This is a genomic window from Kitasatospora sp. NPDC002227 (assembly GCF_040296285.1).
In the GTDB taxonomy this organism is placed as follows: Bacteria; Actinomycetota; Actinomycetes; order Streptomycetales; family Streptomycetaceae; genus Kitasatospora.
This window is the reverse complement of sequence record NZ_JBEOWY010000003.1, coordinates 169086-194089: the sequence shown is the minus strand read 5'-3', so window position 1 is coordinate 194089 and position 25004 is coordinate 169086. Positions and strand designations below refer to the sequence as shown.

The 25004-nt window shown below is 73.7% G+C and carries 27 protein-coding genes; 12 read left to right on the top strand and 15 right to left on the bottom strand.

Annotated features, from left to right (window positions below):
• Positions 1-204 precede the first annotated feature (204 nt).
• A complete protein-coding gene (locus ABT095_RS04535; RefSeq protein ID WP_350527782.1) occupies positions 205-873 on the bottom strand; it encodes an HAD family hydrolase in 669 nt (222 codons plus the stop codon).
• 91 nt (positions 874-964) lie between these two features.
• On the opposite strand from ABT095_RS04535, the gene ABT095_RS04530 reads away from it, so the two are divergent.
• Positions 965-1108, top strand: coding sequence for a DUF6126 family protein (locus tag ABT095_RS04530; protein ID WP_350527781.1), 144 nt, complete (start codon positions 965-967; stop codon positions 1106-1108).
• Between the two features lie 4 nt (positions 1109-1112).
• Here ABT095_RS04530 and ABT095_RS04525 read toward each other — a convergent pair whose 3' ends face one another.
• Entirely contained in the window at positions 1113-2135 is a 1023-nt protein-coding gene (locus ABT095_RS04525) for an isopenicillin N synthase family dioxygenase (protein WP_350527780.1), read from the bottom strand.
• A gap of 114 nt (positions 2136-2249) precedes the next feature.
• Between ABT095_RS04525 and ABT095_RS04520 the strand changes: the two genes are divergently transcribed.
• On the top strand, positions 2250-2393 hold the full coding sequence (locus ABT095_RS04520) for a hypothetical protein (protein ID WP_350527779.1): 144 nt from the start codon (positions 2250-2252) through the stop codon (positions 2391-2393).
• A gap of 70 nt (positions 2394-2463) precedes the next feature.
• Positions 2464-3249 (top strand): GNAT family N-acetyltransferase, encoded by a 786-nt coding sequence (locus ABT095_RS04515; protein WP_350527778.1) that lies wholly within the window; start codon positions 2464-2466, stop codon positions 3247-3249.
• A gap of 7 nt (positions 3250-3256) precedes the next feature.
• Here the strand turns inward: ABT095_RS04515 and ABT095_RS04510 are convergent, their stop codons facing one another.
• The 4 genes from ABT095_RS04510 to ABT095_RS04495 form a co-directional block, all read right to left on the bottom strand.
• Positions 3257-4858 (bottom strand): AMP-binding protein, encoded by a 1602-nt coding sequence (locus tag ABT095_RS04510; protein WP_350527777.1) that lies wholly within the window; start codon positions 4856-4858, stop codon positions 3257-3259.
• A gap of 90 nt (positions 4859-4948) precedes the next feature.
• A complete protein-coding gene (locus ABT095_RS04505) occupies positions 4949-5872 on the bottom strand; it encodes an oxygenase MpaB family protein (RefSeq protein ID WP_502884816.1) in 924 nt (307 codons plus the stop codon).
• Between the two features lie 73 nt (positions 5873-5945).
• The gene (locus ABT095_RS04500; RefSeq protein ID WP_350527775.1) at positions 5946-6368 is read right to left on the bottom strand and encodes a VOC family protein; all 423 of its coding nucleotides are present in this window, start codon (positions 6366-6368) and stop codon (positions 5946-5948) included.
• Between the two features lie 104 nt (positions 6369-6472).
• Positions 6473-7381 carry a polysaccharide lyase gene (locus tag ABT095_RS04495; RefSeq protein WP_350527774.1) on the bottom strand — a complete coding sequence of 303 codons (909 nt, stop codon included), beginning with the start codon at positions 7379-7381 and terminating at the stop codon, positions 6473-6475.
• A gap of 159 nt (positions 7382-7540) precedes the next feature.
• On the opposite strand from ABT095_RS04495, the gene ABT095_RS04490 reads away from it, so the two are divergent.
• On the top strand, positions 7541-8365 hold the full coding sequence (locus ABT095_RS04490; RefSeq protein ID WP_350527773.1) for a class I SAM-dependent methyltransferase: 825 nt from the start codon (positions 7541-7543) through the stop codon (positions 8363-8365).
• Between the two features lie 28 nt (positions 8366-8393).
• On the opposite strand, the gene ABT095_RS04485 is transcribed toward ABT095_RS04490, so the two are convergent.
• Complete coding sequence (locus tag ABT095_RS04485; RefSeq protein ID WP_350527772.1) at positions 8394-9044, bottom strand: RICIN domain-containing protein; 651 nt, start codon at positions 9042-9044, stop codon at positions 8394-8396.
• A 195-nt stretch (positions 9045-9239) separates the two neighbouring features.
• Between ABT095_RS04485 and ABT095_RS04480 the strand changes: the two genes are divergently transcribed.
• Positions 9240-10568, top strand: coding sequence for a serine hydrolase domain-containing protein (locus ABT095_RS04480; protein WP_350527771.1), 1329 nt, complete (start codon positions 9240-9242; stop codon positions 10566-10568).
• Here ABT095_RS04480 and ABT095_RS04475 read toward each other — a convergent pair.
• Entirely contained in the window at positions 10541-11479 is a 939-nt protein-coding gene (locus ABT095_RS04475) for a LysR family transcriptional regulator (protein ID WP_350527770.1), read from the bottom strand. The genes ABT095_RS04480 and ABT095_RS04475 overlap by 28 nt on opposite strands.
• A 142-nt stretch (positions 11480-11621) precedes the next feature.
• On the opposite strand from ABT095_RS04475, the gene ABT095_RS04470 reads away from it, so the two are divergent.
• Entirely contained in the window at positions 11622-13022 is a 1401-nt protein-coding gene (locus ABT095_RS04470) for an MFS transporter (protein WP_350527769.1), read from the top strand.
• A 58-nt stretch (positions 13023-13080) separates the two neighbouring features.
• On the opposite strand, the gene ABT095_RS04465 is transcribed toward ABT095_RS04470, so the two are convergent.
• From ABT095_RS04465 to ABT095_RS04455, 3 genes are read right to left on the bottom strand one after another with little or no spacing between them, the layout of a single operon-like run.
• Entirely contained in the window at positions 13081-13653 is a 573-nt protein-coding gene (locus ABT095_RS04465; protein WP_350527768.1) for a dihydrofolate reductase family protein, read from the bottom strand.
• A 39-nt stretch (positions 13654-13692) separates the two neighbouring features.
• Complete coding sequence (locus ABT095_RS04460; protein WP_350527767.1) at positions 13693-14430, bottom strand: SRPBCC family protein; 738 nt, start codon at positions 14428-14430, stop codon at positions 13693-13695.
• A complete protein-coding gene (locus ABT095_RS04455) occupies positions 14427-15044 on the bottom strand; it encodes an ArsR/SmtB family transcription factor (RefSeq protein ID WP_350527766.1) in 618 nt (205 codons plus the stop codon). The genes ABT095_RS04460 and ABT095_RS04455 overlap by 4 nt, the downstream gene beginning before the upstream one ends.
• Before the next feature lie 103 nt (positions 15045-15147).
• Between ABT095_RS04455 and ABT095_RS04450 the strand changes: the two genes are divergently transcribed.
• Positions 15148-15591: an SRPBCC family protein gene (locus tag ABT095_RS04450; RefSeq protein ID WP_350527765.1), complete on the top strand. Its 444-nt coding sequence runs from the start codon at positions 15148-15150 to the stop codon at positions 15589-15591.
• 44 nt (positions 15592-15635) lie between these two features.
• Here the strand turns inward: ABT095_RS04450 and ABT095_RS04445 are convergent, their stop codons facing one another.
• On the bottom strand, positions 15636-15953 hold the full coding sequence (locus tag ABT095_RS04445) for a hypothetical protein (RefSeq protein ID WP_350527764.1): 318 nt from the start codon (positions 15951-15953) through the stop codon (positions 15636-15638).
• Between the two features lie 111 nt (positions 15954-16064).
• The gene (locus tag ABT095_RS04440; RefSeq protein ID WP_350527763.1) at positions 16065-17531 is read right to left on the bottom strand and encodes a purple acid phosphatase family protein; all 1467 of its coding nucleotides are present in this window, start codon (positions 17529-17531) and stop codon (positions 16065-16067) included.
• 384 nt (positions 17532-17915) lie between these two features.
• On the opposite strand from ABT095_RS04440, the gene ABT095_RS04435 reads away from it, so the two are divergent.
• Together ABT095_RS04435 and ABT095_RS04430 are read left to right on the top strand one after the other, a co-directional pair.
• Positions 17916-18788 carry an SMI1/KNR4 family protein gene (locus ABT095_RS04435; protein WP_350527762.1) on the top strand — a complete coding sequence of 291 codons (873 nt, stop codon included), beginning with the start codon at positions 17916-17918 and terminating at the stop codon, positions 18786-18788.
• 79 nt (positions 18789-18867) lie between these two features.
• Positions 18868-19497, top strand: a complete 630-nt coding sequence (locus ABT095_RS04430) for an alpha-ketoglutarate-dependent dioxygenase AlkB (protein ID WP_350527761.1) — start codon at positions 18868-18870, stop codon at positions 19495-19497.
• Positions 19498-19558: 61 nt separating this feature from the next.
• Here ABT095_RS04430 and ABT095_RS04425 read toward each other — a convergent pair whose 3' ends face one another.
• Complete coding sequence (locus ABT095_RS04425) at positions 19559-20299, bottom strand: dienelactone hydrolase family protein (protein WP_350527760.1); 741 nt, start codon at positions 20297-20299, stop codon at positions 19559-19561.
• A gap of 138 nt (positions 20300-20437) precedes the next feature.
• Positions 20438-21175, bottom strand: coding sequence for an alpha/beta fold hydrolase (locus ABT095_RS04420; RefSeq protein ID WP_350527759.1), 738 nt, complete (start codon positions 21173-21175; stop codon positions 20438-20440).
• A gap of 103 nt (positions 21176-21278) precedes the next feature.
• On the opposite strand from ABT095_RS04420, the gene ABT095_RS04415 reads away from it, so the two are divergent.
• The 3 genes from ABT095_RS04415 to ABT095_RS04405 all read left to right on the top strand — a co-directional run bounded on the left by ABT095_RS04415 (position 21279) and on the right by ABT095_RS04405 (position 24952).
• Positions 21279-22097 (top strand): AraC family transcriptional regulator, encoded by an 819-nt coding sequence (locus tag ABT095_RS04415; protein WP_350527758.1) that lies wholly within the window; start codon positions 21279-21281, stop codon positions 22095-22097.
• Positions 22098-22444: 347 nt separating this feature from the next.
• On the top strand, positions 22445-23071 hold the full coding sequence (imuA', locus tag ABT095_RS04410) for a DnaE2-dependent mutagenesis accessory factor ImuA' (RefSeq protein ID WP_350527757.1): 627 nt from the start codon (positions 22445-22447) through the stop codon (positions 23069-23071).
• Positions 23072-23092: 21 nt separating this feature from the next.
• Positions 23093-24952, top strand: a complete 1860-nt coding sequence (locus ABT095_RS04405; RefSeq protein WP_350527756.1) for a DNA polymerase Y family protein — start codon at positions 23093-23095, stop codon at positions 24950-24952.
• Positions 24953-25004: the final 52 nt, after the last annotated feature.

Below are 25004 nucleotides of genomic sequence, written 5' to 3'. Positions count from 1 at the left end.
GGGTGGCGGAGGTGACGTTGTGGACCACCAGCAGGATGCGGCGGCACCCCGCCCGGGTGGCCCAGTCGGCCGCCTCCGGCCCGACCGGGACGCGAATCAGCTGTTCCACCGCACTCCCCGTCACCCCTGCCGCCACCCGGAACTGACGGTGTCTCCGCCTGGCCCCAACCTACCGTCGGAGTGGATCGGGCGTCAGCAACCCGATCATGCGGTGACCTGGGCGTCAGCGGCAGCGAGCAGCTTCGGCAGCTCCCGCATGTCCTCGAAGACCACCGTGCCCGGCCCGGTCAGCCACTCCGCGGGGGTGAGCCCGCCGGCGTAGCCGAACGCGCGCATGCCCGCCGCACGGGCGGCCTGCACCCCGTACCGGCTGTCCTCGACCACCACGCAGGCGGCGGGGTCCACGCCCATCCGGGCGGCGGCGTGCAGGAAGAGGTCCGGGGCGGGCTTGCCGCGGGGCACCTCGCTCGCGCTGAAGATCCGGCCTTCGAAGTGCTGGTAGAGGCCGGTGAGGCCGAGGGTGTGCCGCATCTTCTCGTGCGCGCCGCTGGAGGCGACGCAGCTGGGCAGGGAGAGCGCGGCCAGCGCCTCGGGCAGGCCGTCCACCGGTTCGATGCCGGCGTCCACCTCCTCGACGTGGCGGACGGTGAAGCGCTCCCACCACCGGGCGGCCGTCTCCTCGCCCAGCCGTTCGGCGATCTGGGCGCAGATGGTCGGGCCGGAGCAGCCGATGAACCGCTCCATCACCTCCTGCTCGGTGAGCGGCCAGCCGAACTCGGCCCCCAGCTCCACCTGCACCCGGACGGCGATCTTCTCGCTGTCCACCAGGACGCCGTCACAGTCGAAGATCACGAGTTCTATCGGCTTGATCATTTCGGCAGGATAGGCCAGCGACGCCTTCCCGACGCCCTGTTTTCCGGGCCGCCTACACTCGGTGGGAGCCCACGACAGGAGAGCGGTACCCATGAGCAGCGGCGGCGCGGCCACCAGCGACGAGAAATCCCGGCGCAAGGCGATGCTGGTCCGGGCGTCGATCTACATCGCCGGCACCCACCTCTTCGCCGGCTTCGTGATGCTGCTCTTCTTCCTCGGCGGCCGGGGCCACTAGGGGCTCAGGCCGCGGCCAGCTCCGGGTGGTGCCGCCGGGTGACCTCGGGGTGGGCCCGGACGTACCCCTTGAGCTCGTTGCGGCCGAACTCGGCGAACAGCGGGTTGGCCGGGTCCTGGGTCGCGCCGGGCGCGTGGTGGGCGAGCGGGAAGTCCAGCGGCTCGATGTGCGCGTCCAGGCGCGGGTTGTAGAAGAACGGCACCGAGTACCGCTCGCGAGCCCCCGGCGGGCTGATCACCCGGTGCCTGGTGGCCTTCAGGTACCCGTCGGTGGCGACCTCGAGCAGTTCGCCGAGGTTGACCACGAAGGCACCTTCCACCGGCGGCACCTCCAGGAAGCTGCCGTCCGGCCGCTCGACCTGCAGGCCGCCCACGGTGTCCTGCAGCAGCAGGGTGATGAAGCCGTAGTCCTTGTGCGAGCCCACCCCCTGCCCGGCGCCGTCCGGCGCGGTGCCCGGGTAGCGGACCAGCTTGAGTCGCAGGTGCGGATGGCCCGCGAAGGCGTAGTCGTAGAAGCCCGGGTCGGCCCCGATCGCGGTGAGCAGCTCGTGCAGCAGCTTCTCGGCGACGGCCCCCAGGCTGCCGATCCAGCCGAGCGCGGCCGGCCGGAGTTCCGGCAGGGCGCTGGGCCACTGGTTGGGGCCCTCCAGCCACCAGTACGGGGGCTCCTGCGGGCCGGGCACGTGCGGCGGGAGTTCGGCGCCGATGTCCAGCTGGTCGCGCCAGTCCTGGCTGCCGCCGGTGCGTTCGTCGCCGGTGCGGGTGTAGCCGCGGTAGTGCGGGGAGTTGAGGTTGCTCACCGCCAGCCGGTCGGGCTCGGGGAGGGCGAAGAAGGCGCGCATCGCCTCGGTCAGGGCGGCCGTCTCGGCCGGGGGCACGCCGTGGCCGGTCAGCTGGAAGAAACCGACCTCGGTGGCGGCGTGCCGCAGGGTCTCGTGCAGCCGGGCCCGGTCGGCGGGCGAGCCGTCGGCGAGCGAGAGGTCGACCACGGGAAGGCCGGTGAGCCGGCCGGCGGAAGGCTTCGTCATGGGAGTGTCCGAAGGGAGTCCGGTGCCCTCCGGAGGAGGGCGGAAGGCCACCACACCAGCGTAGTCCGCCCCCGGGCGCACCCGCTCTCGGGGAGAAGCCTCGCCAACACCGCCATGCAGGCTGCCGCCGCGGCCGGCGCCCTCGCGGGCGGTCTCGGCGGCTCCCTGCTGGGCCTGCGGACGACGCTGCTGGTCGCTGCCGCGCTGACGGTGGCCACCATCGGCCTGACTGCGCTGGCCCGGCGCCTGGCCCGTTGACGTCTTGATCTTGTAACAGCGGCTTCGGTTGCCTGTCAGGCGCTCCGGGGCCGCTCCTAGGCTGGGCGTTATGAGCCTGTCACCTTCTGCCGTCGCCGCCGCCAGTGCCGCCTGGGTCTGGCTGCCGCCGGACGCCGAGGTCGTCGCCGACGACCAGTACACGATCCTGCGGCTGCCCGAGTACTACTCCTTCGACCTCTCGGTGGTCTCCTTCACGCCGAACCGCCCGCTCCCGGCGGCCGTCGACGCGGTGCTGGAGCGGGCCAAGGCCTGCGGGCCGCCGGTGCTCGACTGGCAGGTGCTGATCGGCCACCCGGCCGGGCTCGCGGACGAACTGACGGCCCGCGGCGGCCGGGTGAAGCTCGGCCTGGAGGTGCTGGCGGCGGACCTGAGCCAGGGCGCGCCCCGGCTGAAGCCCCCGGCGGTGGACGTCTCGCTGCGCTGGGCCACCGACCTGGCCACCACCCGGGACGGCATCGCGGTCGAGTCCGCCGGCTTCGGCGGCGCGCTCCCGCCCGAGGAGCGGATCGAGGCGGCCGCGGGCCGCGACGCGAAGGCCTTCCCGGCCGGCGAGGGCGGCCGGGTGGTCGCCTACGTCGACGGCGAGCCGGTCGGGGCCGGCGGCGTCGTACTGGTGGACGGAGTGGCCCGCCTGACCGGCGGTGTGGTGGCCGAGGACTGGCGGGGCCGGGGCGTGTACCGGGCGCTGCTCGACGCCCGGCTGTCCTACGCGGCGACGCACGGCGCCGCGATGGCCCTGGTCAAGGCCAACGAGACCACCTCCGGCCCGATCCTGCGCAAGGTGGGCTTCACCCCGTTCGGACCGGAGCCGGTCTACGCCCTCCCGCTGCACTGACCGCCGGTCAGTCCTGCGCCAGTGACCGGGCGGCCAGGTCGCGCAGTTCGGTCTTGCGGACCTTGCCGCTCACCGTCATCGGGAACGAGCTGACCACCCGGACGTGGCGCGGGGTCTTGAAGTGGGCCAGCCGGCCCCGGCAGTACTCGGCGAGTTCGGGCTGGCTGAGGTCGGCGGCCGGGTCGCGGAGGATGACGAAGGCGCAGATCTCCTCGCCGTAGTGCTCGTCGGGGACACCGACCACCTGCACGTCCACGATCTCGGGGTGGCTGTGCAGGAACTCCTCGATCTCGCGCGGGTACACGTTCTCACCACCCCGGATGATCATGTCCTTGATCCGGCCGACGATGCCGACGTAGCCGTCCTCGTGCATCACCGCGAGGTCCCCGGTGTGCATCCACCCCTCGGCGTCGACCACCTCGGCGGTGCGCTCGGGCTCGTCCCAGTAGCCGAGCATCACCGAGTAGCCCTTGGTGCAGAGTTCGCCCGGGGTGCCGCGCGGCACGGTGCGCCCGCCGACCGGGTCGACGATCTTGACCTCGACGTGCGGCATGACCCGGCCCACCGTGCCGGTGCGGTGCTCCAGGTCGTCGTCGTGCCTGGTCAGGGTGGAGACCGGGGAGGTCTCGGTCATCCCGTACGCGATGGCCACCCCGGCCATCCGCATGTCCACGGTGACCCGCTTCATCACCTCGACCGGGCAGGGCGATCCGCCCATCAGGCCGGTGCGCAGCGAGGAGAGGTCGTAGCCGTCGAAGCCGGGCAGGGCCAGCTCGGCGATGAACATCGTCGGCACGCCGTAGAGCGAGGTGGCCCGCTCGGCGGCGACGGCGCGCAGGGTGGCGGCCGGGTCGAAGCCGGCGGCGGGGATGATCACGCAGGCGCCGTGGCTGAGCGCGGCGAGGTTGCCGAGCACCATCCCGAAGCAGTGGTAGAAGGGCACCGGCACGCAGATCCGGTCCTGCTCGGTGTAGCCGAGCAGGGCGCCAACGCCGTGCGCGTTGTTGAGGATGTTGTGGTGCGAGAGGGTGGCGCCCTTGGGGAAGCCGGTGGTGCCCGAGGTGTACTGGATGTTGATCGGATCGTGGCAGTCCAGGTGCTCGAACTCGGCGTCACTGTCCATCAGTTGCCACTGCGGGTCGCCGATCCAGAGCGTTTCGCGCAGCGCCGGGCAGTCGGTCCGGGCGGCGGCCACCATGGCCCGGTAGTCGCTGTCCTTGTGGCTGGTGGCCGAGATCAGCAGGCTGATCCCGGCCTGGTTCAGCACGTACCCCAACTCGTGGGTGCGGTAGGCGGGGTTGATGTTGACCAGGATCGCGCCGAGCCGGGCGGTGGCGTACTGCACGAGCACCCACTCCGGGCAGTTCGGTGCCCAGATGCCGACCCGGTCACCCTTGGCCACTCCGCGGGCCCGCAGATCGCGGGCCAACTCGTCCACGTCCCGGTCGAGTTCGGCGTACGTCCAGCGGCGCCCGCTCGGTACGTCCACCAGGGCCTCGCGGCCCGGCCAGGCCGCGGCCACCTGGCGCAGCCGCTCGCCGATGGTGCAGGTCAGCAGTGGTTCGTCCGTGCTGCCCGGGGTGTGGGAGAGCTGCTGGGGCGCGGTCACGTGCTCAACCTCCGTCGGTGCGGGTGCCGTTGGGCGTACCGGGCGAGGCCGCTCGGTGCGCACCAAGCGTCGACGCTTGATCGCTTTGCGTCAAGACGCCGTGCCGGGCGCCTTCTGCGCGGCAGTCTCCGGTGCCGCGGCCCCGAACGGACAGGCGGACGGCCTCGCGGCCGGTCCGAAGGTGCCCAGCTCGGAGATCTCGTACCCGTTCGGGTAGCCGCGGACCTGGCGGCCGTCCCGCGCGTAGTGCGGCTCCCTGCGTGGGGGCAGCAGCCGGACGAACCGCCCGCGCAGCCGCATCCCGGCCCGAACGGCCTTGCGCAGCAGAGCCGGTGGCGCCGGGTAGGCGAAGGCCTCGCGCAGCGGGTCGTCGAGGAGGCAGATGCTGGAGAGCCGCATCGCGGGACGGGTGAGCGCGGGGTACCAGGAGGCCATCAGGTCCAGGGTGGAGTCCGAGACGCTCCGGCCGCCCTGGTCGAAGGCGAAGTTGGCCCGCTCGTACTCGTCCAGCAGCCGCTCGAACTCCCCGAAGCTCTCCGGCAGGTCGCGCAGCCCCATGTGCCGGCCGAGCTCCCGGTAGTAGTTGACACTGGCCCGCACCTCGGCCGCCGAGTACGGCCGCCAGCCGTAGTCGTCCAGCCAGCGCTTGGGCACCACCACGAAGGTGGCCAGCACGTACCGGAAGTCCTCGTCGCTGATCTCGTACCGCTGGTGCATCTGGTTCATCCGGCGGATCGCCTCGCGCCCCTGCGGCGAGTCGAAGCCGTGCTCGAGCACCGCCTCCAGGATCAGCACGGTGTCGTCGTACCGCTTCTGGGTGCGGCCGGTGAACTCGCCCGTCCGGGCCAGCAGCCGGCCGATGCTGGGCACCGCGTAGGTGCGGTAGAGCGCGAAGCCCAGCGACTGGTTGGTGTCCCAGGGGAACTCGTGCAGGCTGCTGATCCGGTAGATCTCGGTGTACTCGGTCTCGGGATCGAGCGCGTGGATGCGGTCCAGCCAGGCGTGCCGGTTCATGGGGGAGCTGTCCTTCTTGCCGGGGTCGTCCAGACTGTAGGCGGCGGCACGGAGGGTGGTCAATGATCGACTGTCAGCTCCCGGAGCCGCCGCGGGGCGCGCCCGGGTAGGTGCCGAAGGACCAGCGGTTGCCCTCGGGGTCGCGGGCGGTGAAGTCGCGGGAGCCGTAGTCGGTGTCGTGCGGGGGAGCGGTGATCTCGGCTCCGGCGGCGAGGGCGCGGGCGTGCAGTTCGTCGGGGGCGTCGGTGACGACGTAGGCGCCGAAGGTGCCGGGGCGCAGCGGCCAGGGGTCGTCGGGGTCGTCCGCCGGGCGGGCGGAGCCGAGCATGATGCCGCCGCCGAGCGGCCAGTCGAGCTGGGCGTGATCCACCCGCTCGCCCTCGCCGTAGACGACGGTCTCCTCGAAGCCGAAGGCGTCGACCAGGAAGCGGATCAGCGCGCGGGCGTCATGGGCCCGCAGGCTGGGCCAGACCTGCGGTCGGGGCGGCTGGGGCATGATGAGCACCTCCGGAGGTTGTCGACTGACAGCATCATGGCCGCCCCCACCGACAGCGGGCAGGCGCTCGGCCCGGGCCCGAGGACCACCCGATCGGGCCAGAATCAGTGCTGGGGCCCGGTGGCGAGGGAGAAGTCGGCGAACCAGGCGTGCTGGGTGGTCCTCGGGCCCCAGCTGGTGTCGTGGCCGCCGTAGAAGGTGGAGAAGAGGAGGCCGGAGAAGGGGATGTCCGCGATGCCGGAGGCCACGGCCGGGGCGGAGTACACCTGGCGGCCGTCGTACCAGACGGTGACGCTGCCCTTGGCGCGGTCGACCAGCTGCTCGATGCTGTGCCAGCGGCCGTCGCCCTGGAAGTGCCAGGTGCCCAGGCCTTCGTCCACGCCGTAGCCGGTCGGGCCGGAGTCGGTGGGGGTGTAGAGGTAGACCTCGCCGTTGTCGGGGGAGCCGTTCGCGCCGCGCCACATGTACCGGGTCGACCACCCCTGCCCGTGGTTGCCGCCGGACTCCTCGCCGATCCGCCCGCCGTACAGTCCGGGCAGCTTGCCGGCCTTGCCCCAGTCCCGCCCGGCGGGGAACTTCAGGTGGTACTTCAGGTCGAGCGTGGTGCTCTTCGCCACCGGGCCGAGGCCGAGCGAGGCCAGGTCGGTGTAGAACTGGCCGCCGCCGGGGTGCGGGCAGTCGGTGCACTGGTTCGAGGAGGACCCGGTGCCGTACGTCACCTGGAGCGCCGCCCCGCCGCCCGGCGCACCCGGGTCGTTCACCAGGCTCAAGTCCGGCTCGCCCCAGCTGCCTTGGGTGGCCACGCCCCACTTCTGCCGCCACTGGGCCGTGCCGTAGCCGGTGAACTGCCCGGTCCAGACCGTCTTCGCGGCCGAAGGCGCCGAGGTCGCCGAGAGCGCCAAGGTGGCCGGGGGTGCCGGTGGCGCCGGGTGCGCCGTGGCCGGGGTGGCGGCGCAGCCGGCGGTGCTGAGCAGGGCCAGGGCGGTGACGGCGGTGAGCGCGGTCCGGTGCACGGTGCTCCTCGGGCGGCGGTGGCGGGGCTGGCGCAGCTTGAGACGTGTGCCGGGCGGCGGAGGTTGCGCACCGCCGGGGGCCGCGGAGAAATCCGGTGGCCCGGGCCGGTGCGGGCCCAGTACGGTGCCCACCGGTTTCGAGCGAGGAAGCGGGGGTCCATGAGTTCTGCGGAGCGTGCCGAGGTGGTTCCGGCCAGGGTGTTCGGCGAGGTCGCCGAGGTGTACGACGCCAACCGGCCCGGGTATGCGGACGAGTTGGTGGCCGAGGTGCTGGACTACGCGCGACTGGGCGGGAGTTCGGCAGTGGAGTTCGGCGCGGGCACCGGCAAGGCCAGCACGCTGTTCGCCGCGCGCGGTGTGCCGTTGGTCTGTGTGGAGCCGGACGCGCGGATGGCCGAGGTGCTGCGCCGCAACACCGAGGGGTACGGGCAGGTCCGGGTGGAGGTCGGCGGGTTCGAGGAGTGGCAGCCGGGCGGGCGGAGCTTCGGCCTGCTCTACGCCGCCACGGCCTGGCACTGGTTCGACCCCGACCGGCGCTGGGAGTTGGTGCACGAGCGCCTGCGGCCGGGCGGCGCCGTCGCCCTGTTCTGGAACCCGCACGGTGTGCTCGACGAGGAGCTGTTCCGCCGGCTCGGCGAGATCGACCGGCGCCACGGCGTGGCCGGTTCGCCGCACGGTCAGCTGGCCCACTGGTACGACGGCGCGCCCGGCACCGGCTCGGCTGCGGACGCGGAGAACTGGCCGGCGGCCGAGGCCGGCCGGGACGGCCGCTTCACCGACCTGCGCAGCCACCGCTTCCGCCGGCAGGTCCACTACGACACCGAGCGCTACCTCGGCTTCCTCTCCTCCATCTCCACCTACCGGGTGCTCGCGCCCGAGGCCCGCGAGGCGGTGATGGCCGAGACCGCCCGACTGCTCGACGCCCGCGGCGGCGGCATCGACCTGCTGCACGTCAGCGACCTCTTCCTGGCCCGCAGGCGCTGAGCGGTGCGCCGTACCGGGCCGGGGCCGCTCAGTACCAGGTCTGCCAGGCGTTGAAGTTGCCGGTGTCGGCGTACCACAGGCCCACCGGGCTCCCGTTGCCGTGCCAGTAGGAGGAGTACCCGTCGAGGGCGACGACGCTGGGGGTCTTGGGGGAGGTGAGAGAGATGTTGCTGCCGCTGACGTAGGCATGGAAGGTCTGTCCGGGGGCGGCGCCGTCCTTGCAGTCGTAGACGTTGAACTGCCCGCCCACGGTGTTGCCCCACGACTCGGGGTAGTCGAGGCAGCGGCCGGAGGCGTTGTTGACGAGCTCCCAGCCGTAGAAGGTGCCCGAGTTGTACTGCCGCCAGCGCCACAGCTCGGTGGGGCCGCCGTTGCAGGCCCAGAACCCGACGGGTGAGTTGTTCGCGCCGCCGCCGCTGGCGAAGTTGTCGAGGCAGTACCCGTCGCCGTAGGCCCGGACGTGGAAGAAGAACGGCGCGGAGTCGTGGGCGGTGACCCCGGTGGCGGTGCGCTGTCCCTGGTGGGCGGTGGCGGCTGCCTGGACCTGGGCCAGGGCTTGCTGGGCGGTGACGGCGGCAGCCGCGCCGGTGGCGGTGTCACCGGCATGGGCGGCGGTCACCGGGGCCGCGAGCGTGAGGGCGGTGAGGGCAGCGGCCATGGCCAGACGTAAAGTTGTCATGCCCTCAACGATAGGAACCCGTGTCGCCATCGGAAAGGGCCGAGGTGCAAGTGGCGGACACCCTCTCCGCTTCGTGCCGGTGTTGACCCCTGTCCCATGCCTGCCCAGATGACCGGCCGCCCCCGCTGACGGTTGTTCGGGAGCGGAGCGCTATCGTCCGACCGGACAGCAGAACCGACAGGGGAGGTCGACCGCATGGTGGACGGGTTGGACGAAGTCTGCGAGCAGGCGCTGGCCGAGCACGGCTGTGCGTCGGTCTCGGTCGCGGTGGTCGAGCGGGACGAACTGGTGCTGGCCCGGGCCTACGGCCTGGCGGACCGGGAGAGCGGCCGGCCGGCCACGCCGGAGACGGTGTACGGGCTGGCCTCCGTCACCAAGGCGTTCACCGCCACCGCCGTCTGCCTGGCGGCCGACGAGGGGCTGATCGACCTGGACGCCCCCGTCCCGGGCGATCACCCGTGGACCGCGCCGACGCCGCGTCAGCTGCTCCAGCACCGGGGCGGCTTCCCAGCGTTCTACAACTTCCACTACGGCGACGACGGCACGCTGCCGATCGACATCGACCGCTACCGCACGCTGGTCCGCGAGCCGGGCACCGGGTTCGAGTACTCCAACCTCGGCTACCACGAGCTGGGCAGGCTGCTGGAGTCGGCGACCGGGCAGGGCCTGGCCGACCACCTGCGCGAGCGGATCGCCGAGCCGCTCGGCCTGACGGGCTTCGGCCTCGGCTCGGCCTACTCCGGCCCGGGCCCCGTCGCCGAGCGGTACACCGCCGACGGCCGCCGCTACGCCACCTGTCACAGCGGCCACCCCGCCGCCGGAGCCGGCTGGGCGACGGCGGCGGACATCGCGCGCTTCGCCCGGGGCGGCCACCGGCTGCTGAAGCCCGCCACCGAGGCGGCGATGCACGACGCGCTGCCCATCGGCGAGTTGCTCGGATACGGCTTCGGCCGGATCGTCTCGCACGGCGAGGGCCCGGTGGTCCGCAGTCACGGCGGCGGGATGGGCGGCGTCGCCACCATGATGATCGAGATCCCCGAGCGGGAGCTCGCGGTGGCGGTGCTGGCCAACTCCACCGACAAGGCAGCCCGGGACGCCGTCGTGGACCACCTGGTGGGCGCGCTGGCCCCCGGCTTCCACGCCGGCCTGGTCACCCCGGACAGCGACCCGGTCCGCCCGATGGAGCAGGCCCCGGGCGAGTGGGCCGGGTGGATCGACACGGCGGACGGCCAAATCCCGGTGACCACAGTGGTCATGACGGATGGTCAGGCAGAGCTGCGCCTCGCCGACCATCCGCCGGTCACCACCGCCGCCTTCGCCACCCGGCAGTGGGACTTGGTCGTCAGCGCCCCGCTCCAACTGCCCACCGCCGACGCCCGCTTGAACAGCCCGAGCTTCGCTCTCGCGGTGCGGGCCGAGCAGGACGGCCGGCTCACCGGCCGGGCCGTCGCCTTCAAGAGCGGCGACCAGGAGGGCTGGCTGGGCCCGTACCTGACCTACCCCTGCACGCTGCGCCCGGCCTGATTCCGCAGGTCCAGTGCCGACCGGACCTGGGCCCGGAACCAGCGCTGGGCCGGGTCGTTGTCGTGGCGGGGGTGCCAGGCCATCGCGATCTCGATCGGCGGCAGCGGCAGCGGGATCGGCAGCGTGGTCAGGCCGAGGGCGGAGGTGAGCGGGCGGCCGGTCAGGTCCGGCACCTGGCTCACCAGGTCGGTGGTGGCGACGAGTTGGAGCGCGGCGGCGAAGGTCGGCATGGTGGCGACCACCCGGCGCTTCAGGCCGGCCCCCGCCAGTGCCTCGTCCAGCGGGCCGCGCAGACGGCCGCGCCGGGAGGTGATCACGTGCGGGGCGCCGGCCAGCGCGGCCGGGGTGAGCGGGGCCCGGGTGAGGGGGTGGCCGCGCCGGACCACGGCGACCATCGCGTCGGTGAGCAGCGGCTCGACCCGGGTCTCGGGTGCGGGTGCGGTGATCACCCGTACCTCCAGGTCCGCCCGCCCGTCCCGCAGCACCAGGTCGTCCGGGTGGTGCCCCTCGGACAGCAGCACGACGGTCACCCTCGGTGCCTGCTCCCGCAGCCGGGGCAGCAGTCCGGTGGCGAGGGCGGGCGAGAGCAGGTCGTTGCTGATGACGGTGAAGGTCCGCTCCAGCCGGGCCGGGTCCAGGGGCCGCCCCTCGGCGAACAGCGCGCGCGAGCGGTCGAGCAGCGCCTTGACCTCCGGGTGCACCGCCTCCGCCCGCGGGGTCGCCACCATCGTCCGCCCGGACCGCACCAGGATCGGATCGGCGAACGCGGTGCGGATCCGCGCCAGCGTGCGGCTCATCGCGGGCGCGGACAGGCCGAGCCGGTCGGCGGCGGCCGTCACCGAGGACTCGTCGAGCAGCACATCGAGGGCGACGAGGAGATTCAGATCGATGTCCCGGGCCGTGGCGCTCACGGAATGGCCTCCCACCTGCATCATTGCGTTCGATGCAACTTATTCTTCAGATGACTGCATTTGATGTTATGCCATGCCTCTCCTAGCGTCGGTCGCGTTCTGATTCGACACTGGAGGGGACGCCATGGAGACGAGGCACTCAGTGAAACGGGAGGCCGTCACCGCACCGCCGGCCACGCCGGAGAGCCACCCGCGCGGCCGGGAGGTGCTCGTCCTGATGTCCCTGTGCGCGGGGACACTTCAGGCGATGGCGGCCGCGATGAACCTCGCGGTGCCCTCGATCGCGCACAGCACGCTGCACCCGAGCCCGACCGCCCTGGTGTGGATCGTGGACGCCTACCTGATCGCCTTCGCCTGCCTGCTGATCCCGGGCGGCGCGCTGGCCGACCGGTTCGGCCGCAAGGGCGTCCTGCTCACCGGCCTCGGCCTGTTCGCGGCGGGCAGCCTGGTCGCGGCCCTGGGCGGGAGCGTGCCGGTGCTGATCGCCGGGCGGCTGGTGGCCGGCGCCGGCGCCGCACTCGCCCTGCCGGTCACCCTGGGGCTGCTGATGCTGGTCATCGCACCGCCCGCCCGCCCGCAGGCGGTCGCCACCTGGACCTCCTCGCTCGCGGTCGGCGGCATCCTCGGCAACGTGGTCGGCGGTCTGGTGCTCCAATTCCTGCCCTGGCAGGGGCTGTTCTGGGTGTTCGGCACGGCGGGCGCGCTGCTGCTGGCGCTCACCGCGCTGCGGGCACCCCGCACTCCCCGCCGCCCGACCCCGCTGGACGCCCCCGGCTCGGTGCTGCTCGCCGCCGCGATCGTGGCGCTGCTCAACGGGCTGATCGAGGGCCGCGAGCGCGGCTGGACCTCCCTCTGGGTGCTCGGCTCCTTCGCCGCGGCCGCCCTGATCACGGTGGTGTACGTGCTGGTCGGGCTGCGCCGGCGCCACCCGCTGCTCGACCCCCGGGTGTTCGCGCTGCGCCCGGTCCGGGCCGGGACGCTCGGTGTGACGGTGGCCTTCGCCGGGGCGTTCGCGATGTTCTACGTCAACGCCCAGTACCTGACCGTCGCGCACGGCTACTCGCTGGCGCTCGCGGGCTGCGCGATCGCGCCGATCGCCGTCGCGATGACGGTGGCCTCCCGGCGCTCCACCGCGCTGGTGCGCCGCCTGGGCGCCAAGCGGGTGGTCGCCATGGGCTTCACCGCCCTGGTCGGCGGCCTCGCCGCCTTCTCCGTGGTGGACTCGCACACCCCGTACCCGCTGTACATCCTCTGCCCCTCGCTGGCGCTGGCCGGGCTCGGCCTGGCGCTGCCCCCGCTGTCCGGCGGCATCATGACGGCCCTGCCGCCGGACCGCGCGGGCATGGGCTCCGGCCTCAACGGCGCGGCCCGCGAGGTCGGTTCGGCCCTCGGCGTGGCCGCCATGGGTACGGCGCTGGGCACCACGGCGGCCGGTACGGGCGCCTCGGCGGCGGCTCTCAGCGCGGCCATGGACTCCGGCTTCCGGGTGGTCGCCGTCGCGGTGGCGCTGGCCGCGGTGCTGGTGGTCCGCTGGATCGACTGACGGCACACCACAGCGTGCGGGCCCCGGGCGACCGGGGCCCTCGCCGTTCTCCGCGCGGTCAGCGGACCACGTCGAAGACCTGCTTCTGCAGGCCGTTGGCGTAGACCGCGTGCTCGACCAGCTCGAGCTTCTGGGTGTCCTTGTCGGTGCTGCTGAACAGGCGCTTGCCGGCGCCGAGCAGCAGGGGGAAGACCAGCAGGTGGTAGCGGTCGATCAGCCCGGCGTCCGAGAGGGCTTGGTTGAGCGCGGCGCTGCCGTGCACGATGATCGGGCCGCCCTCGGTCTCCTTGAGCGCGGCGACCTCGTCGAGGGTGCGCAGGATGGCCGTCTCGCCCCAGTTCGACACCAGGTCGTCCTCGGTGAGAGTGGTGGAGACGACGTACTTGGGCAGCGCCTTGTAGTGCGCGAACTCCGGCATGTCCGGCCAGACGGGCGAGAAGGACTGGTAGCTGACCCGGCCGAGCAGCATCGCGGTCGACTCCTCCTGCTCGCGGCCCTTGATCTCGAAGGCCTCGGGGAGGAACTCGACCTCCTTGAAGGTCCAGCCGGAGTTGCGGTAGCCGGGCTCGCCGCCCGGGGCCTCGACGACGCCGTCGAGGGAGATGAAGGCGGTGCTGATGAGAGTGCGCATCGTTGGTCCCAAGGGTGTGTGGGGTGGTTGGTCGGTGGATCAGGTGAGCAGACCGGACAGCCACTGCTGCCAGGCGGTCTCGGCCCCGTCGGGGCCGGCTCCGAAGAGGTGGTGGAAGAGCAGGGCGACCCCGCGGCCGTGGTGGAAGGTGTAGAGCCCGTCGGCGGTACGGAGCTCGAACCGCTCGTCGTCGGCCCAGGCCACCTCGCCGTCCAGCGGCGGCAGACCGTCCGGCTCGGCGTGCACCCGGGTGCCCTGGCGCACCGGCGCGGCGATCCGGAGCGCGTCGGCGAGGACGGTGCGGACCTCCGGGTCGGGCCGTCCGCCGGTCGGCGCCACGGCGAAGACCGGGACGGCGGTGCGGCCGGCGAAGTGGGCCAGGTACTGGCGCAGCGTGCCCAGGTGGAACGGCCAGCCGCGGCGCAGCGCGTCGTACTCGTCCTGCCAGTCGTCGCCGAGCATCCCGCTGTGCACCACGCGCAGCACGGTGCTGCCGCCGTCGCGGCCCTCGATCAGGTACTCGAAGGCCATGAACCGCCCGTCCGGGCCGGTCGGGGTGCGGGTGGCGAACCGCTTGCCGGGTTCGTACCCGGTGATCAGGGCCTCCTGCCGGTGGCCGCCGGTCTCCATCGCTGCGGTGCCGCCCTCGCGCGGGTCCACCTCGTTGCGGCCCATGAACCAGGAGTCCAGGCCCGGCCCGGTGGCGATCGCCTCCCAGACCTGGTCCGGGGTGGCCGGCAGGCTGGTCTCCAGCTCGATCTCGAACGGGTGGGTCATCGCGGGCTCTCCTGCTCGGCTTGCGAGGTGGCGTGCGGGGCGGGCTTCTGGTGCAGGCCGACCACCACCCGGTGGGTGCGGCCGCCGGGCGCGGTCTCGTCGTGGTAGCGGCTGACCAACGCGGCCACCGCCTGGGCGAGTTCGTCGGCGAAGGCGGCGCGGTCGGCGGCGGAGGCGAACCGCACCTCCGCGTCGATGCCGTAGCTGGCCACCCGCTTCCCGGCGCGCGCGGCGCCGGTCACCAGCTGGCCGACCTCCTGCACCAGCCGCGCCGCCAGGGCCAGCAGCCAGCGGGCCGACAGCTGGTCGGGAGAGCGGGCCGGGTCCGGGCCGACGGCGGCGAGCACGGCCGGGGAGATCACGTAGGAGGCGGCGCAGGCGCGGTAGATCCGCTCGGTCACGTTGCCCTTGCGGCGCTCCTCGGCGAGCTCGACCAGTCCGTGCCGCTCCAGCTCCTTCAAGTGGTAGTTGACCTTCTGCCGGGGCAGCCCCAGCCGCCCGGCCAGCATCGCGGCCGAGCCCGGCTCGGCCAGGGCGGCGAGGATCCCGGACCGGATCGGATCCAGGGAGGCCTCGGCCGCGGCGGGTTCTTCGATCACGGCGATCTCCAGCACCCCTTCAGTGTCCGGCCGACAAGAAAATTTGTCAAGGCGATTCGACTTGTCGGTGACGGTTGCACTCCGGAGCCGGGGGGTCACTCCTAGGATGGGCCTGGCCATGGACCTGAACCACTACCGCTTCCGGCATGTCTGGGAGCTGGACGCGCCCGCCGCCGCGGTCTACGCGGCGCTCCGGGACGTCGGCTCCTATCCGCTCTGGTGGCGGGAGGTCCGCAGCGTCCGGCCGGTCGGGGGTGACGTCAGCGCCGTCGTGATCCGCTCCCGCCTGCCGTACTCGCTCACGTTCGCCCTGCGGCGCAGCCGCGAGGACCAGGCGGCCGGGGTGCTCGAAGCCACCCTGCACGGGGATCTCGACGGGTGGTCCCGGTGGACCACGACCGCCCACGGCCCCGGCACCCGGGTGCTCCTCGAGGAGGAAGTACGGGCCGGCCGCCCCCTGCTGCGCCGCCTGGCCCCGCTGGCGCGCCCGCTGTTCCTGGCCAACCACGCCTTGGCCGCGCGCAGCGGCGAACGCGGCCTGCGCCGCCACCTGGCCGGCTGAACCGGCCGGGTGGCGAGACCGTTACGGCTCTTGTGCCGCCTCCGTCACCAGGGGATCCTCTGCAGATCGAACAGCCCGTTGCTCGGGTTGTACGTGCAGTAGAAGTAGTACGTGTTGCCGTCCCACAGGGCCTTCCAGTTGGCCTCGTCGTGGCAGCCGCTGCAGGAGTCGAACGAGTCGATGAAGGTCGAGCCCGGTATGGCCGAAGTGCGCCAGCAGTAGTTGGTCATGGGCTGCGCGGAGCCGGACTTGGTCGTGGTCTGCGGTGCGGCGGAGGCGGAGGCCGGGAACGCCACCGCTGCGGCGGAGAGAGCAAGACCGGCTGCGAGCAGGCGGCCGTGGCCCTTCAGTGCCATGAACACGTTGTCTCCTCAGGTCAGTTGTGCTCGTTTCGGGGTGGAACGTCACCCCGCGCGCATCTTGGCAGCCGCGTCCGGCTGCCGCCAGAGCTGCTGCGGCAGCCGGACGCGGTGTCAGCCCCAGCGGTCGGAGCGGTCGCGTTCGAGGGTGAAGGTGTCCACCGGGGTGAGGTCGCCGTGCGGTCCGTCGAAGGTGTAGTAGGTGACCCGCATCCGGGTGCGCCCGCTCCGGCGGTCGCCCGGGTCGACGTCGAAGGCGGCGAAGCCGTGGGTGTGCTTGCGGTCCTGGACGGCGGCCCAGGGTGCGTCCTCGGTGACCCAGACCGACTCCCGGTAGGGCCCGGGCGGGTTCTTGACGGCCTCCAGGCCGACGACCACCCGGCCCAAGGGCCGCTCGAACAGGTCGTCCTGGGTGGTCGCGGCGTTGCCGCCCGCGCCGATGATCATGTGGACGGTGCCCCGGCCGGTGTCGACCAGGTCCTTGTCGGTGCTGGTGGGCACCGGGGTGCGGGTGTCGTTCGGCAGGGTGCCGCGGACGGGGTGGGAGCGCTCGTAGTAGTGCTCGTGGCCGCTGAGCACCAGGTCGACCCCGTAGGCGTCGAACAGCGGGCCCCAGGCCTCGCGGATGCCCAGGTCGCTGCCGCTGCCGTGCATGGAGCTGGAGATCATCGGCTGGTGCATGCAGACCACGATCCAGTCGATCTCCCGGCTGCCCCGGGCCGCCCTCAACTCCCGCTCCAGCCAGCGCTGCTGGGCCCCGCCGGAGTAGCCGCGCAGGTAGGTGTCACCACTGTTCTGGATCGCCACGTCATCGTTCGCGAGGCTGATGACCCGTACCGAACCGGCGGTGAAGGCGTACCACATGCCCCGGGTCTCCTCGTCGGAGGAGGCCGCCGAGTCGGGCAGGGTGAAGTAGGCCTGGTAGCCGAGGGTGCCGAGCGGGCCGTTGCCGCCTTCGTTCTCGTGGTTGCCGACACAGGGCATCCAGGGCCGCAGCCGGGTCGAGCGGCTGTTGCTGATGAACCAGTCCGCCCAGGTGGCGGTGCGGCTCTGGCCGTGGCGGCCGCTGTAGGAGGCGTAGCAGAGGTCGCCGTTGACCAGGTTGAAGAGCGGGCCGACCCGCTCGACCGCCGCCACGATGTCGGCGGAGTGCGCGGTGCCGACCTGGCTGCTGGTGAACACCGGGTACTGACCCAGCGGTCCGGGGAATCCGTCGGGGAAGGTGACCTGGCGCCGCAGGTTGGGGGCGGCCTGGTCGCCGAAGCTGGTGAAGGTGAAGGGGGCCCGGCCGCGCGGGGCGGTGGTCAGCGAGCCCGTCTCGGGGGTCGCCCCGTCGTGGCCCGCCGCGTAGAGGTAGGTGGTCGCCGGGCGCAGTCCGGTCAGCCGGGCGTGGTGGACGTACACCTCCTCCTTGGAGAGCGCGTCCCGGTAGGTCCGGGTCTGGGCCTCCACCACCCGGCCGAGCCCGCCGTCCGGGCTGCCGAGCCGCACGTGCGGGCGGCGCACCGACTGCGGGGTGATCCACGAGACGACCACCTCCGACGACGCGTCCGTACCGAACTGCAGGTGCAGCCCGCTCACGCTCGGCGCGCCGAGCCGGTGGGGCGTGCTTTGGAGCAGCGGCCCGGCACCGGGTAAGGCTTCTTCGGCCCGAGCGGGCGAAGCACTCCCCGCGATCAATGCGGCACCGGCCGCCGCCGACCCCTTGAGGACAGACCTGCGCGCAACAGTCATCGAACTCAACCCCCCGAGAAAGCTGGTGACTTCACCGCACTCTAACCATTCGCCCAGGCCAAGTCGATCGGTCGGCGGCGATCGTTCTGAGGGCCGTCGGCCGGCTTGTCAGCGCCCTGCGGTCTACTCCCTGCCATGCACACCGCCGTCCGTCTCCGCGAGGTCGATGAGCTCCTCGCCCGTCCGAACGCGACGTCGTCGCCTGCGGCCCCTGGCCGTGGCCCCGCCGTCGTGGAACTGGAGACGGGGCCCGCGGGCATGGCCGACGAGGCGCTCGCCGAAGGGCTGCGCGGCCTGGTCGACGCCCTGCGGGAGCGCTGGGGCGACCCGCGGACCCTGGTGCTGGGAGGCTTCGCCGACCCGTCGCTCGACGAGGACCGCGGCCTGTCGCTGGTGACCCCGTTCGGCGGTCTCCTGCTCGAGATGTGTGGCTGGGCGGTCCGGAGGCGCTGGGTCGGATGCGGAATCGCCCGCGACGAAGCCGGCTCGCAGCTGCGCCTGGTCGCAGTGGTCGGCGATCGCGTCGACCCGGCGCTCCGCTGCCTGCCGGATGACGGCCGTGACTGGGCGGGCACGACGTGGCTGGAGAGACTCGCCGCGGTGACCGGTTGGGAGACCCCTCAGGCCCGGTCCATCGACTGGCCGTCGGTGGAGGCAAGACTCGGCAGCCCGCTGCCCACCGACTACCAGCGCCTGGCGGAGAGATTCGGCTCCGGCGAGTTCGACGGTTTCCTCGGCCTCTGCACACCGGACTCCCCGGCCGGCCGGCACGATCTGGTCACGCGGGCCCTGAAGGCCGGGGAGCTCGCCTCGGCGGATCCCGGCAGCAGGGATCTCCACAGCCCGTACCGGCTCTTCCCTGCGCCGGGCGGACTGCTGCAGTGGGCCGACTCCGTCCAGGGGGACCAGTTCTTCTGGCTCACCGGCAACGCTGACCCCGATCGGTGGCCGGTCGTCGCCTGCAACGACGACGGTGACATTTGGGCGTGGTTCGAGGGCTCGACCACGGAGTTCGTCCATCGAGTCCTCACCGATGACCGGCACCCGTTCTCGGTCGCCCGGCACTTCGAGCGGCACAGCTTCTCGTCCTCCGGGCGCGGCTGAGCTGCATGCCCGTGCCGGGCGAGGCGTCGGCAGTCGAATCGACTCGAACTAATATTCGAACAGCGCCTATGGTGGAGGCATGGACTTCCAACTGCAGGGCTCGCTGTTCGGGGCGGTGGACACGGTCGGGCTCGGGCCGCTCGGGGAGGTGCGGCGGACGGTGCTGGGGAGCGGGGCCTGGATCGACGTGCTGCCCGGGTGGCTGGCGGGGGCCGATGCGGTGTTCGAGCGGTTGGTCGGGGAGGTGCCGTGGCGGGCGGAGCGGCGGGAGATGTACGACCGGGTGGTGGACGTGCCCCGGCTGCTCGCGTACTACGGGGAGGGTGAGGCGCTGCCGGAGCCGGTGCTGGGGCGGGCCCGGGAGGAGCTGAGCGCGCACTATGCGGAGGAGCTCGGCGAGCCGTTCGTCACGGCGGGGCTCTGCTACTACCGCGACGGGCGGGACAGCGTGGCCTGGCACGGCGACCGGATCGGCCGGGGCGACCGCGAGGACACCATGGTGGCCATCGTCTCGGTGGGGGAGCCGCGCCCGCTGCTGCTGCGGCCCCGCTTCGGCGGCGGCCCGACCGTGCGGCACGCCCTGGGGCACGGGGACCTGATCGTGATGGGCGGCTCCTGCCAGCGGACCTGGGAGCACGCGATCCCCAAGAGCTCCCGCCCGGTCGGCCCGCGGATCAGCATCCAGTTCCGACCGCGCGGCGTCCGCTGAACCGCGTCCGCTGAACCGCCGCCCCCGGACGTCCGAGGGCGTCCGGGGGTGGCGGCCGTGCTCAGCGCAGGTGCCGGAGGAAGAACTGGCCCGCGGCGTCCCCCGCGAACTGCGGGACGCCGGTGTGCCCGCCCATGTTGGCGTGCAGCGTCTTCTCGGCGGAGCCGAAGGCGTCGAACAGGTCCAGGGCGGCCTGCCGGTCGTTCCCTTCGTCGTCCCACTGCAGCAGGACGTGCAGCGGGACGGTGACCTGGCGGGCTTCTTCGAACATGACGCGGGGCACGTAACTGCCGGCGAACAGGACGGCGGCCCGGATGCGCGGCTCGACCGCCGCCAGCCGGGTGCCGATGGAGATCACCCCTCCCGAGTACCCGACCGGGCCGCCGATCCCGGGCAGGGCCAGCAGGGCGTCCAGCGCGGCCCGCCACTCCGGGACGGCCCTGTCCACCAGGGGGAGGATGAGGGCCCCGGTGATCTCGTCGCCGACCGGCTCGCCGGCCGCCAACGCCCGGCGCAGGTCGGCGCGGGCCTGTTCGAGCTCGGGGAGCCGGGGCCGGTCGCCGGTGCCGGGAAGTTCGAGGGTGGCCGTGGCGAAGCCGTCCGCCGCCGCGTGCCGGGCGCGGGCCGCCAGCCGGGGGTACGCCTTGCGCAGTCCGAGGGGCGGCGGGCCGAGCAGGATCAGCGGTGCTGGTGCCGGCGCGGCTGCGGACGGGGGCGTCCACAGGATGCCGGGGATGCCGTCGAGGGTGAATTCGCGTTCGAGGACGCCGTTTTCGAGGCGTTGCTCGGAGGTGAAGTGCACGGTGGTGCCTTTCGGGAGTGCTCGTGACGGCGCTCCCGGGCGACCTACCGCCCGACCGTGACCCCGGAGGGGAGCACCCATGTCAGTACTGCGTTCACGGGTACCACCTCCTCGTTCTCTCGCACGGCCACCGGCAAGTTAGCACCGCCCGGCCGTGCTCCGCCAACGGTTTCCCGCGGTGACGTGCGCGCCGGGCGCTTCCGCTCCGGCGAGCAGCAGCGCGGCGACCGCCCGGGGGGCCTCACGCATCGCGTTGTGACCGGTCGGCAGGTCGTGGACGGTCCATCGTGGGTCGGCGAGCAGCCGGGCGCGCTGGGCGGCGAACGGCGTGCGGTCCTCCCAGCCCGAGCAGTAGACGAACTCCCGGCGGGGGACGTCTGCGTGGGCGCCGGTGAGGCGGACCGTCTGCAGGAGGGCGGCGAGCGGGTGGGGGCGGCGGCGCGGGTCGCCGTCCGGCCGCCACGGGGGTCGGACGGCGTAGCCGGTGCCGGCAGCACCGGCTACGAACGACTGCCGGTAGCCCTCGTTCATGAGGGACCAGCAGGAATCGCCGTCGCGCGGCACGCAGGCGTCCAGGTACACCAGCCGGCCGATCCGGCCGTCGGCGCGGTCGGCGGCGGCGGTGATCACCATCCCGCCGTAGCTGTGACCGACCAGCGTCACGTCGTCGAGGCGGTCGCCCTCCAACAGGCGCAGCACGTCGTCGGCGTGGGTGTCGAGGTTGGCGGCGGCGATCGTGGCGGGGGCGTCATGAGGGCGCAGGCCGGTCAGGGTCAGGGCGTGGACGGTGTGGCCGGCCCGCTCCAGCAGCGGGACCACCTGCTCGAACGCCCAGGAGCCGTGCCAGCCGCCGGGTACGAGAACGAACGTTGCCATGGGACTTCCCCCTCATCTGCTCGGCCGTGGCACCGGGCCACCGCTCATGACGGAGAGTCTCATCGGCCCGCGTCATGGCGGGCCACCGATAGGATGCCAACCGATGCCCGTTCCCCGCCAAGCACACCCGGACGCCGGCGCCACGTCGCTGACCTGGCCCTCCGGCGGGCGCCACCTGTGGCCCTCGGGCGGCAGCAGCGAGGCGCGGGTGCACGCGCGCGGGCACCTGGTGTACGCGGCCAGTGGTGTCCTGGTGCTGCACTCCGAGAGCGGGACGTCGATCGTGCCGGCCAACCGGGTCGCGTGGACGCCGGCCGGGTTCACGCACCGTCACCGTGCCCACGGGGAAACGGACATGCGCATCGTCTTCCTGTCGCCGTCCTTGGCCCGGCTGGTGCCGGAGCGTCCGGTGGTGTTCCGGGTCTCCGGCCTGGCCCGGGAAGTCCTGCTCGCCCTGACCGACCCGCGCCGCAACGGCCACGACGACGCGGGCGGCGGGGGTGAGGCGGTGCCCCGGTACGGCCGCGCCGCGCGTCAGCGCCTGCTGCGGGTGCTGGTCGAGGAGCTTCGCGAGGCCGACGAACAGCCCCTGCACCTGCCGCACCCGCGAGACGACCGGCTGCGGGCGGTCGAGCGGATCCTGTCCGGTACGCCGGCCGACACGACCACGCTGGCCGGGCTCGGCCGGCAGGTCGGGGCCGGCGCCCGCACCCTGAGCCGGCTGCTGCGCGACGAGCTCGGCATGACGTTCTACGAGTGGCGCACGCAACTGCGCGTGCACCACGCACTGGTACTCCTGGCCGAGGGCCATGACACCACCCACACCGCGCACGCCTGCGGCTGGGCCAACCCCAGCAGCTTCATCACGGCGTTCACCGACCTCGTCGGCACGACCCCGGGCCGCTACCGCGCCGGCGGATAGCCCGAGCGGTTTCGCCGGTCCGCCCGTCGGCGCGTCCGCCCGTCCGTCCGCCCAGCGGCGCGCCGGGGCGCAGCGCCCCCTGCCGGGTGATCTTGCCGACGGCAAATCGCACACCCTGGTGACATCTGCCGTGCCCAGTCGTGCCCGGTCGTGCCCGGTCGGGCCCAGCCGTGCCCAGTCGCGTCCCGGCGTTGAGCTGGGCGGATTCGGACTTGAATATTTCCGAACGAATGTTCGATGCTGGGGGTGTGTCCACTTCCGAATCCGTGTCGCCGCTCCGGTCCGTGCTCCGGCCCGCCGCCGGGGGCCCCGTCGCGCTTCTGGGGCACCGGGAGGAACCGGGGCCGGTGCCGGTGCTGCCCGTGTTCGAGAGCCTGCTGCCCGAAGGTGGGCTGCGGCGCGGGGCGGCGGTGTCGGTGGTCGGGGACGTCGGTCTGCTGCTGGCGCTGGCGGGCGGGAGTGCGGGGGAGTGGGTGGCGGCCGTCGGGCTGCCCGAGCTGGGGCTGGGCGCGGCGGCCGGGTACGGGCTGGACCTGCGCCGGCTGCTGCTGGTCGACGCCCCCGGGCCGCACTGGCCGGAGGTGGTCTCCGCGCTGGCCGGAGCGGTCGGCCTGATCCTGCTGCGCCCCGACGCGCCGGTGCCGCCGCAGCTGGCCGCCCGCCTCACCGCCGTGCTGCGGCGCGGCGGCTGCGCGCTGCTGGTCGCCGGGCCCTGGCCCGGGGCGGTGCTGCGGCTGCAGGTCGGCTCCGCCCGGTGGTTCGGGCTGGGGGCCGGGCACGGGCAGCTCCAGGGGCGGCAGGTCGAGGTCATGGCCCAGGGCCGTGGCGCGGCGACCCGCCCCCGGACGGCGCGGCTCTGGCTCCCGGACGAGCACGGCGAGGCCCGCCCGGTCGAAGCGGCCGCAGGCGTCGGACGGGACGAGTCGGCCGCAGTCGGACGGGACGAGCCGGCCGTGCGGCTGGCGGCGGTCTGAGACGGGCGGCGGTGAGCGGCGATGACGGAGACGGAGCGGGAGACGGGGCCGGCCCGGGTCCTGGTGGTGTGGTGCCCGGACTGGCCGGTGGTCGCGGTGGGTGCCGACGCCGAGGCGGCGGTGGCGGTCGCGGCGGAGGGCCGGGTGCTGGCCGGTTCGGCGGCGGCCCGGGCGGCCGGGGTGCGGCGCGGGCAGTTGCTGCGGTTGGCGCAGCGGCTCTGCCCGCAGCTCGAGCTGCGCGAACGCGAGGAGGAGGCGGAGACCCGGCTGTTCGAACCGGTGGTCGCGGCGGTGGCCGCGTTCACGCCCCGGGTGGAGGTGCTGCGGCCCGGCATGTGCGCCATCCCGGTGAAGGGGCCGAGCCGGTACTTCGGCGGCGAGGAGGCGCTGGCGGCGCAGGTGCACGCGGCGGTCGCGCAGGTGCTGGCCCGGGAGACCGGAGCGCCTGGGCCGACCGGTGTGCCTGGGCCGACCAGTGCGCCTGGGTGGGTCGGTGCACCCGGGCAGGCCGGTGCACCCGGGCGGGTCGGTGCGTCCGCACGGGCCGCCGGGCACGGGCGGACTCCCGCGCCCGGACGGACTCCCGCGCCCGGACGGGACGCTGTGCTCGGGCGGCTCCCTGAGCACGGCCAGACTCCCGCATCCGGCCAGGCCCCCACGCCCGGGCGGGCCGTCGCACACGGGCAGGTCGGGGTGGCGGACGGGCTGTTCGCCGCGGTGCTGGCGGCCCGCGCCGGGGTGTTGGTGCCGGCCGGCCGGACGCCGGAGTTCCTGGCGCCGTACCCGGTCGCGGCGCTCGGGGACGAGCCGCTGGCCCAGCTGCTGACCAGGCTCGGGCTGGCGACGGTCGGCGAGTTCGCCGCGCTGCCCGGCCGGGCCGTGGCGGACCGGTTCGGGCCGGTCGGGGCGGCCGCGCACCGGCGGGCCCGGGGGCTGCGCTCGCGGCCCCTGGTGCCGCCCGCCGACCAGCCGGACCTGTCGGTGGAGCACCGCTTCGACCCGCCGCAGGAGCTCGCCGAGCCGCTGATCTTCGTCGCCCGGACCCTCGCCGAACAGCTTCACACCCGGCTGGCCGACCAGGGCCTGACCTGCCGCCGCGTCGCCGTCGAACTCACCTGCGCGGACGGCCGCACCGCCACCCGCCGCTGGCACCACAACGGCACCCTCAGCGCCCCCGCCCTGGCCGAACGCGTCCGCTGGCAGCTCCACGCCTGGCAGACCACCGGCACCTTCGCCGAATCCCCCTGGCCGTCGGCGGCGCCCTCGGCCGGCCCCGAGGCCGACGCCCACCTGCAGGAGGGTGTGGCCGGGTTCACCGGGCTGCGGCTGGTGCCCGAAGGGCTGGTCGTGGACCAGGGGCGGCAGTTGTCGCTGTGGGGCCAGGCCGTGGTGGAGGACAGGGTGGAGCGGGCGGTGGCCCGGGTGCAGGCGGTACTGGGGTACGCGGGGCTGCGGCGGGCCGAGCCGGCGGGCGGCCGGGGTCCGGGGGAGCAGCACGTCAAGGTGGTCTGGGGCGAGCGGTACGAGAGCCCGGCCGCCGCGCCCTGGCCGGGCCGGCTGGACGGGCCGGAGCCCGCCACGGTGCTGACCAGCCCCGTCCCGGCCGCCGTGCTCGACGCGGCGGGGCAGCCGGTCACGGTGAACGGCCGGGCCGAGCTCTCCGCCCCGCCCGCCCGGGTGGCCTTCCAAAACAGTGGTGGCAGCGGTGGCAGCGGTGCGGCGGTGCTCGGCTGGACCGGTCCCTGGCCCGCCGTCGAGCAGTGGTGGGACACCGCCCGGCGCCGCCGCCGCGCCCGGCTGCAGGTCACGGTCGCCGACGGCCGCGCCCTGCTGCTCACCGTCGAGCACGGCCACTGGTCGGTGGAGGCCGCCTACGACTGAGCCGGCACCGCGCACACCCCGGGGGGAGACCGGACCGCACCACCCGAGACGG

Bases quoted from the DNA above. Each gene is read 5' to 3' on its own strand.
- ABT095_RS04460 (WP_350527767.1), bottom strand. From the start codon at position 14,430: ATGACCCACCCGTTCGAGATCGAGCTGGAGACCAGCCTGCCGGCCACC.
- ABT095_RS04525 (WP_350527780.1), bottom strand. From the start codon at position 2,135: ATGACGAAGCCTTCCGCCGGCCGGCTCACCGGCCTTCCCGTGGTCGAC.
- ABT095_RS04535 (WP_350527782.1), bottom strand. From the start codon at position 873: ATGATCAAGCCGATAGAACTCGTGATCTTCGACTGTGACGGCGTCCTG.
- ABT095_RS04480 (WP_350527771.1), top strand. From the start codon at position 9,240: ATGGTGGACGGGTTGGACGAAGTCTGCGAGCAGGCGCTGGCCGAGCAC.
- ABT095_RS04500 (WP_350527775.1), bottom strand. From the start codon at position 6,368: ATGCCCCAGCCGCCCCGACCGCAGGTCTGGCCCAGCCTGCGGGCCCAT.
- ABT095_RS04530 (WP_350527781.1), top strand. From the start codon at position 965: ATGAGCAGCGGCGGCGCGGCCACCAGCGACGAGAAATCCCGGCGCAAG.
- ABT095_RS04490 (WP_350527773.1), top strand. From the start codon at position 7,541: ATGAGTTCTGCGGAGCGTGCCGAGGTGGTTCCGGCCAGGGTGTTCGGC.
- ABT095_RS04415 (WP_350527758.1), top strand. From the start codon at position 21,279: ATGCCCGTTCCCCGCCAAGCACACCCGGACGCCGGCGCCACGTCGCTG.
- ABT095_RS04420 (WP_350527759.1), bottom strand. From the start codon at position 21,175: ATGGCAACGTTCGTTCTCGTACCCGGCGGCTGGCACGGCTCCTGGGCG.
- ABT095_RS04505 (WP_502884816.1), bottom strand. From the start codon at position 5,872: ATGAACCGGCACGCCTGGCTGGACCGCATCCACGCGCTCGATCCCGAG.
- ABT095_RS04430 (WP_350527761.1), top strand. From the start codon at position 18,868: ATGGACTTCCAACTGCAGGGCTCGCTGTTCGGGGCGGTGGACACGGTC.
- ABT095_RS04485 (WP_350527772.1), bottom strand. From the start codon at position 9,044: ATGACAACTTTACGTCTGGCCATGGCCGCTGCCCTCACCGCCCTCACG.
- ABT095_RS04450 (WP_350527765.1), top strand. From the start codon at position 15,148: ATGGACCTGAACCACTACCGCTTCCGGCATGTCTGGGAGCTGGACGCG.
- ABT095_RS04465 (WP_350527768.1), bottom strand. From the start codon at position 13,653: ATGCGCACTCTCATCAGCACCGCCTTCATCTCCCTCGACGGCGTCGTC.
- ABT095_RS04515 (WP_350527778.1), top strand. From the start codon at position 2,464: ATGAGCCTGTCACCTTCTGCCGTCGCCGCCGCCAGTGCCGCCTGGGTC.
- ABT095_RS04520 (WP_350527779.1), top strand. From the start codon at position 2,250: ATGCAGGCTGCCGCCGCGGCCGGCGCCCTCGCGGGCGGTCTCGGCGGC.
- ABT095_RS04405 (WP_350527756.1), top strand. From the start codon at position 23,093: ATGACGGAGACGGAGCGGGAGACGGGGCCGGCCCGGGTCCTGGTGGTG.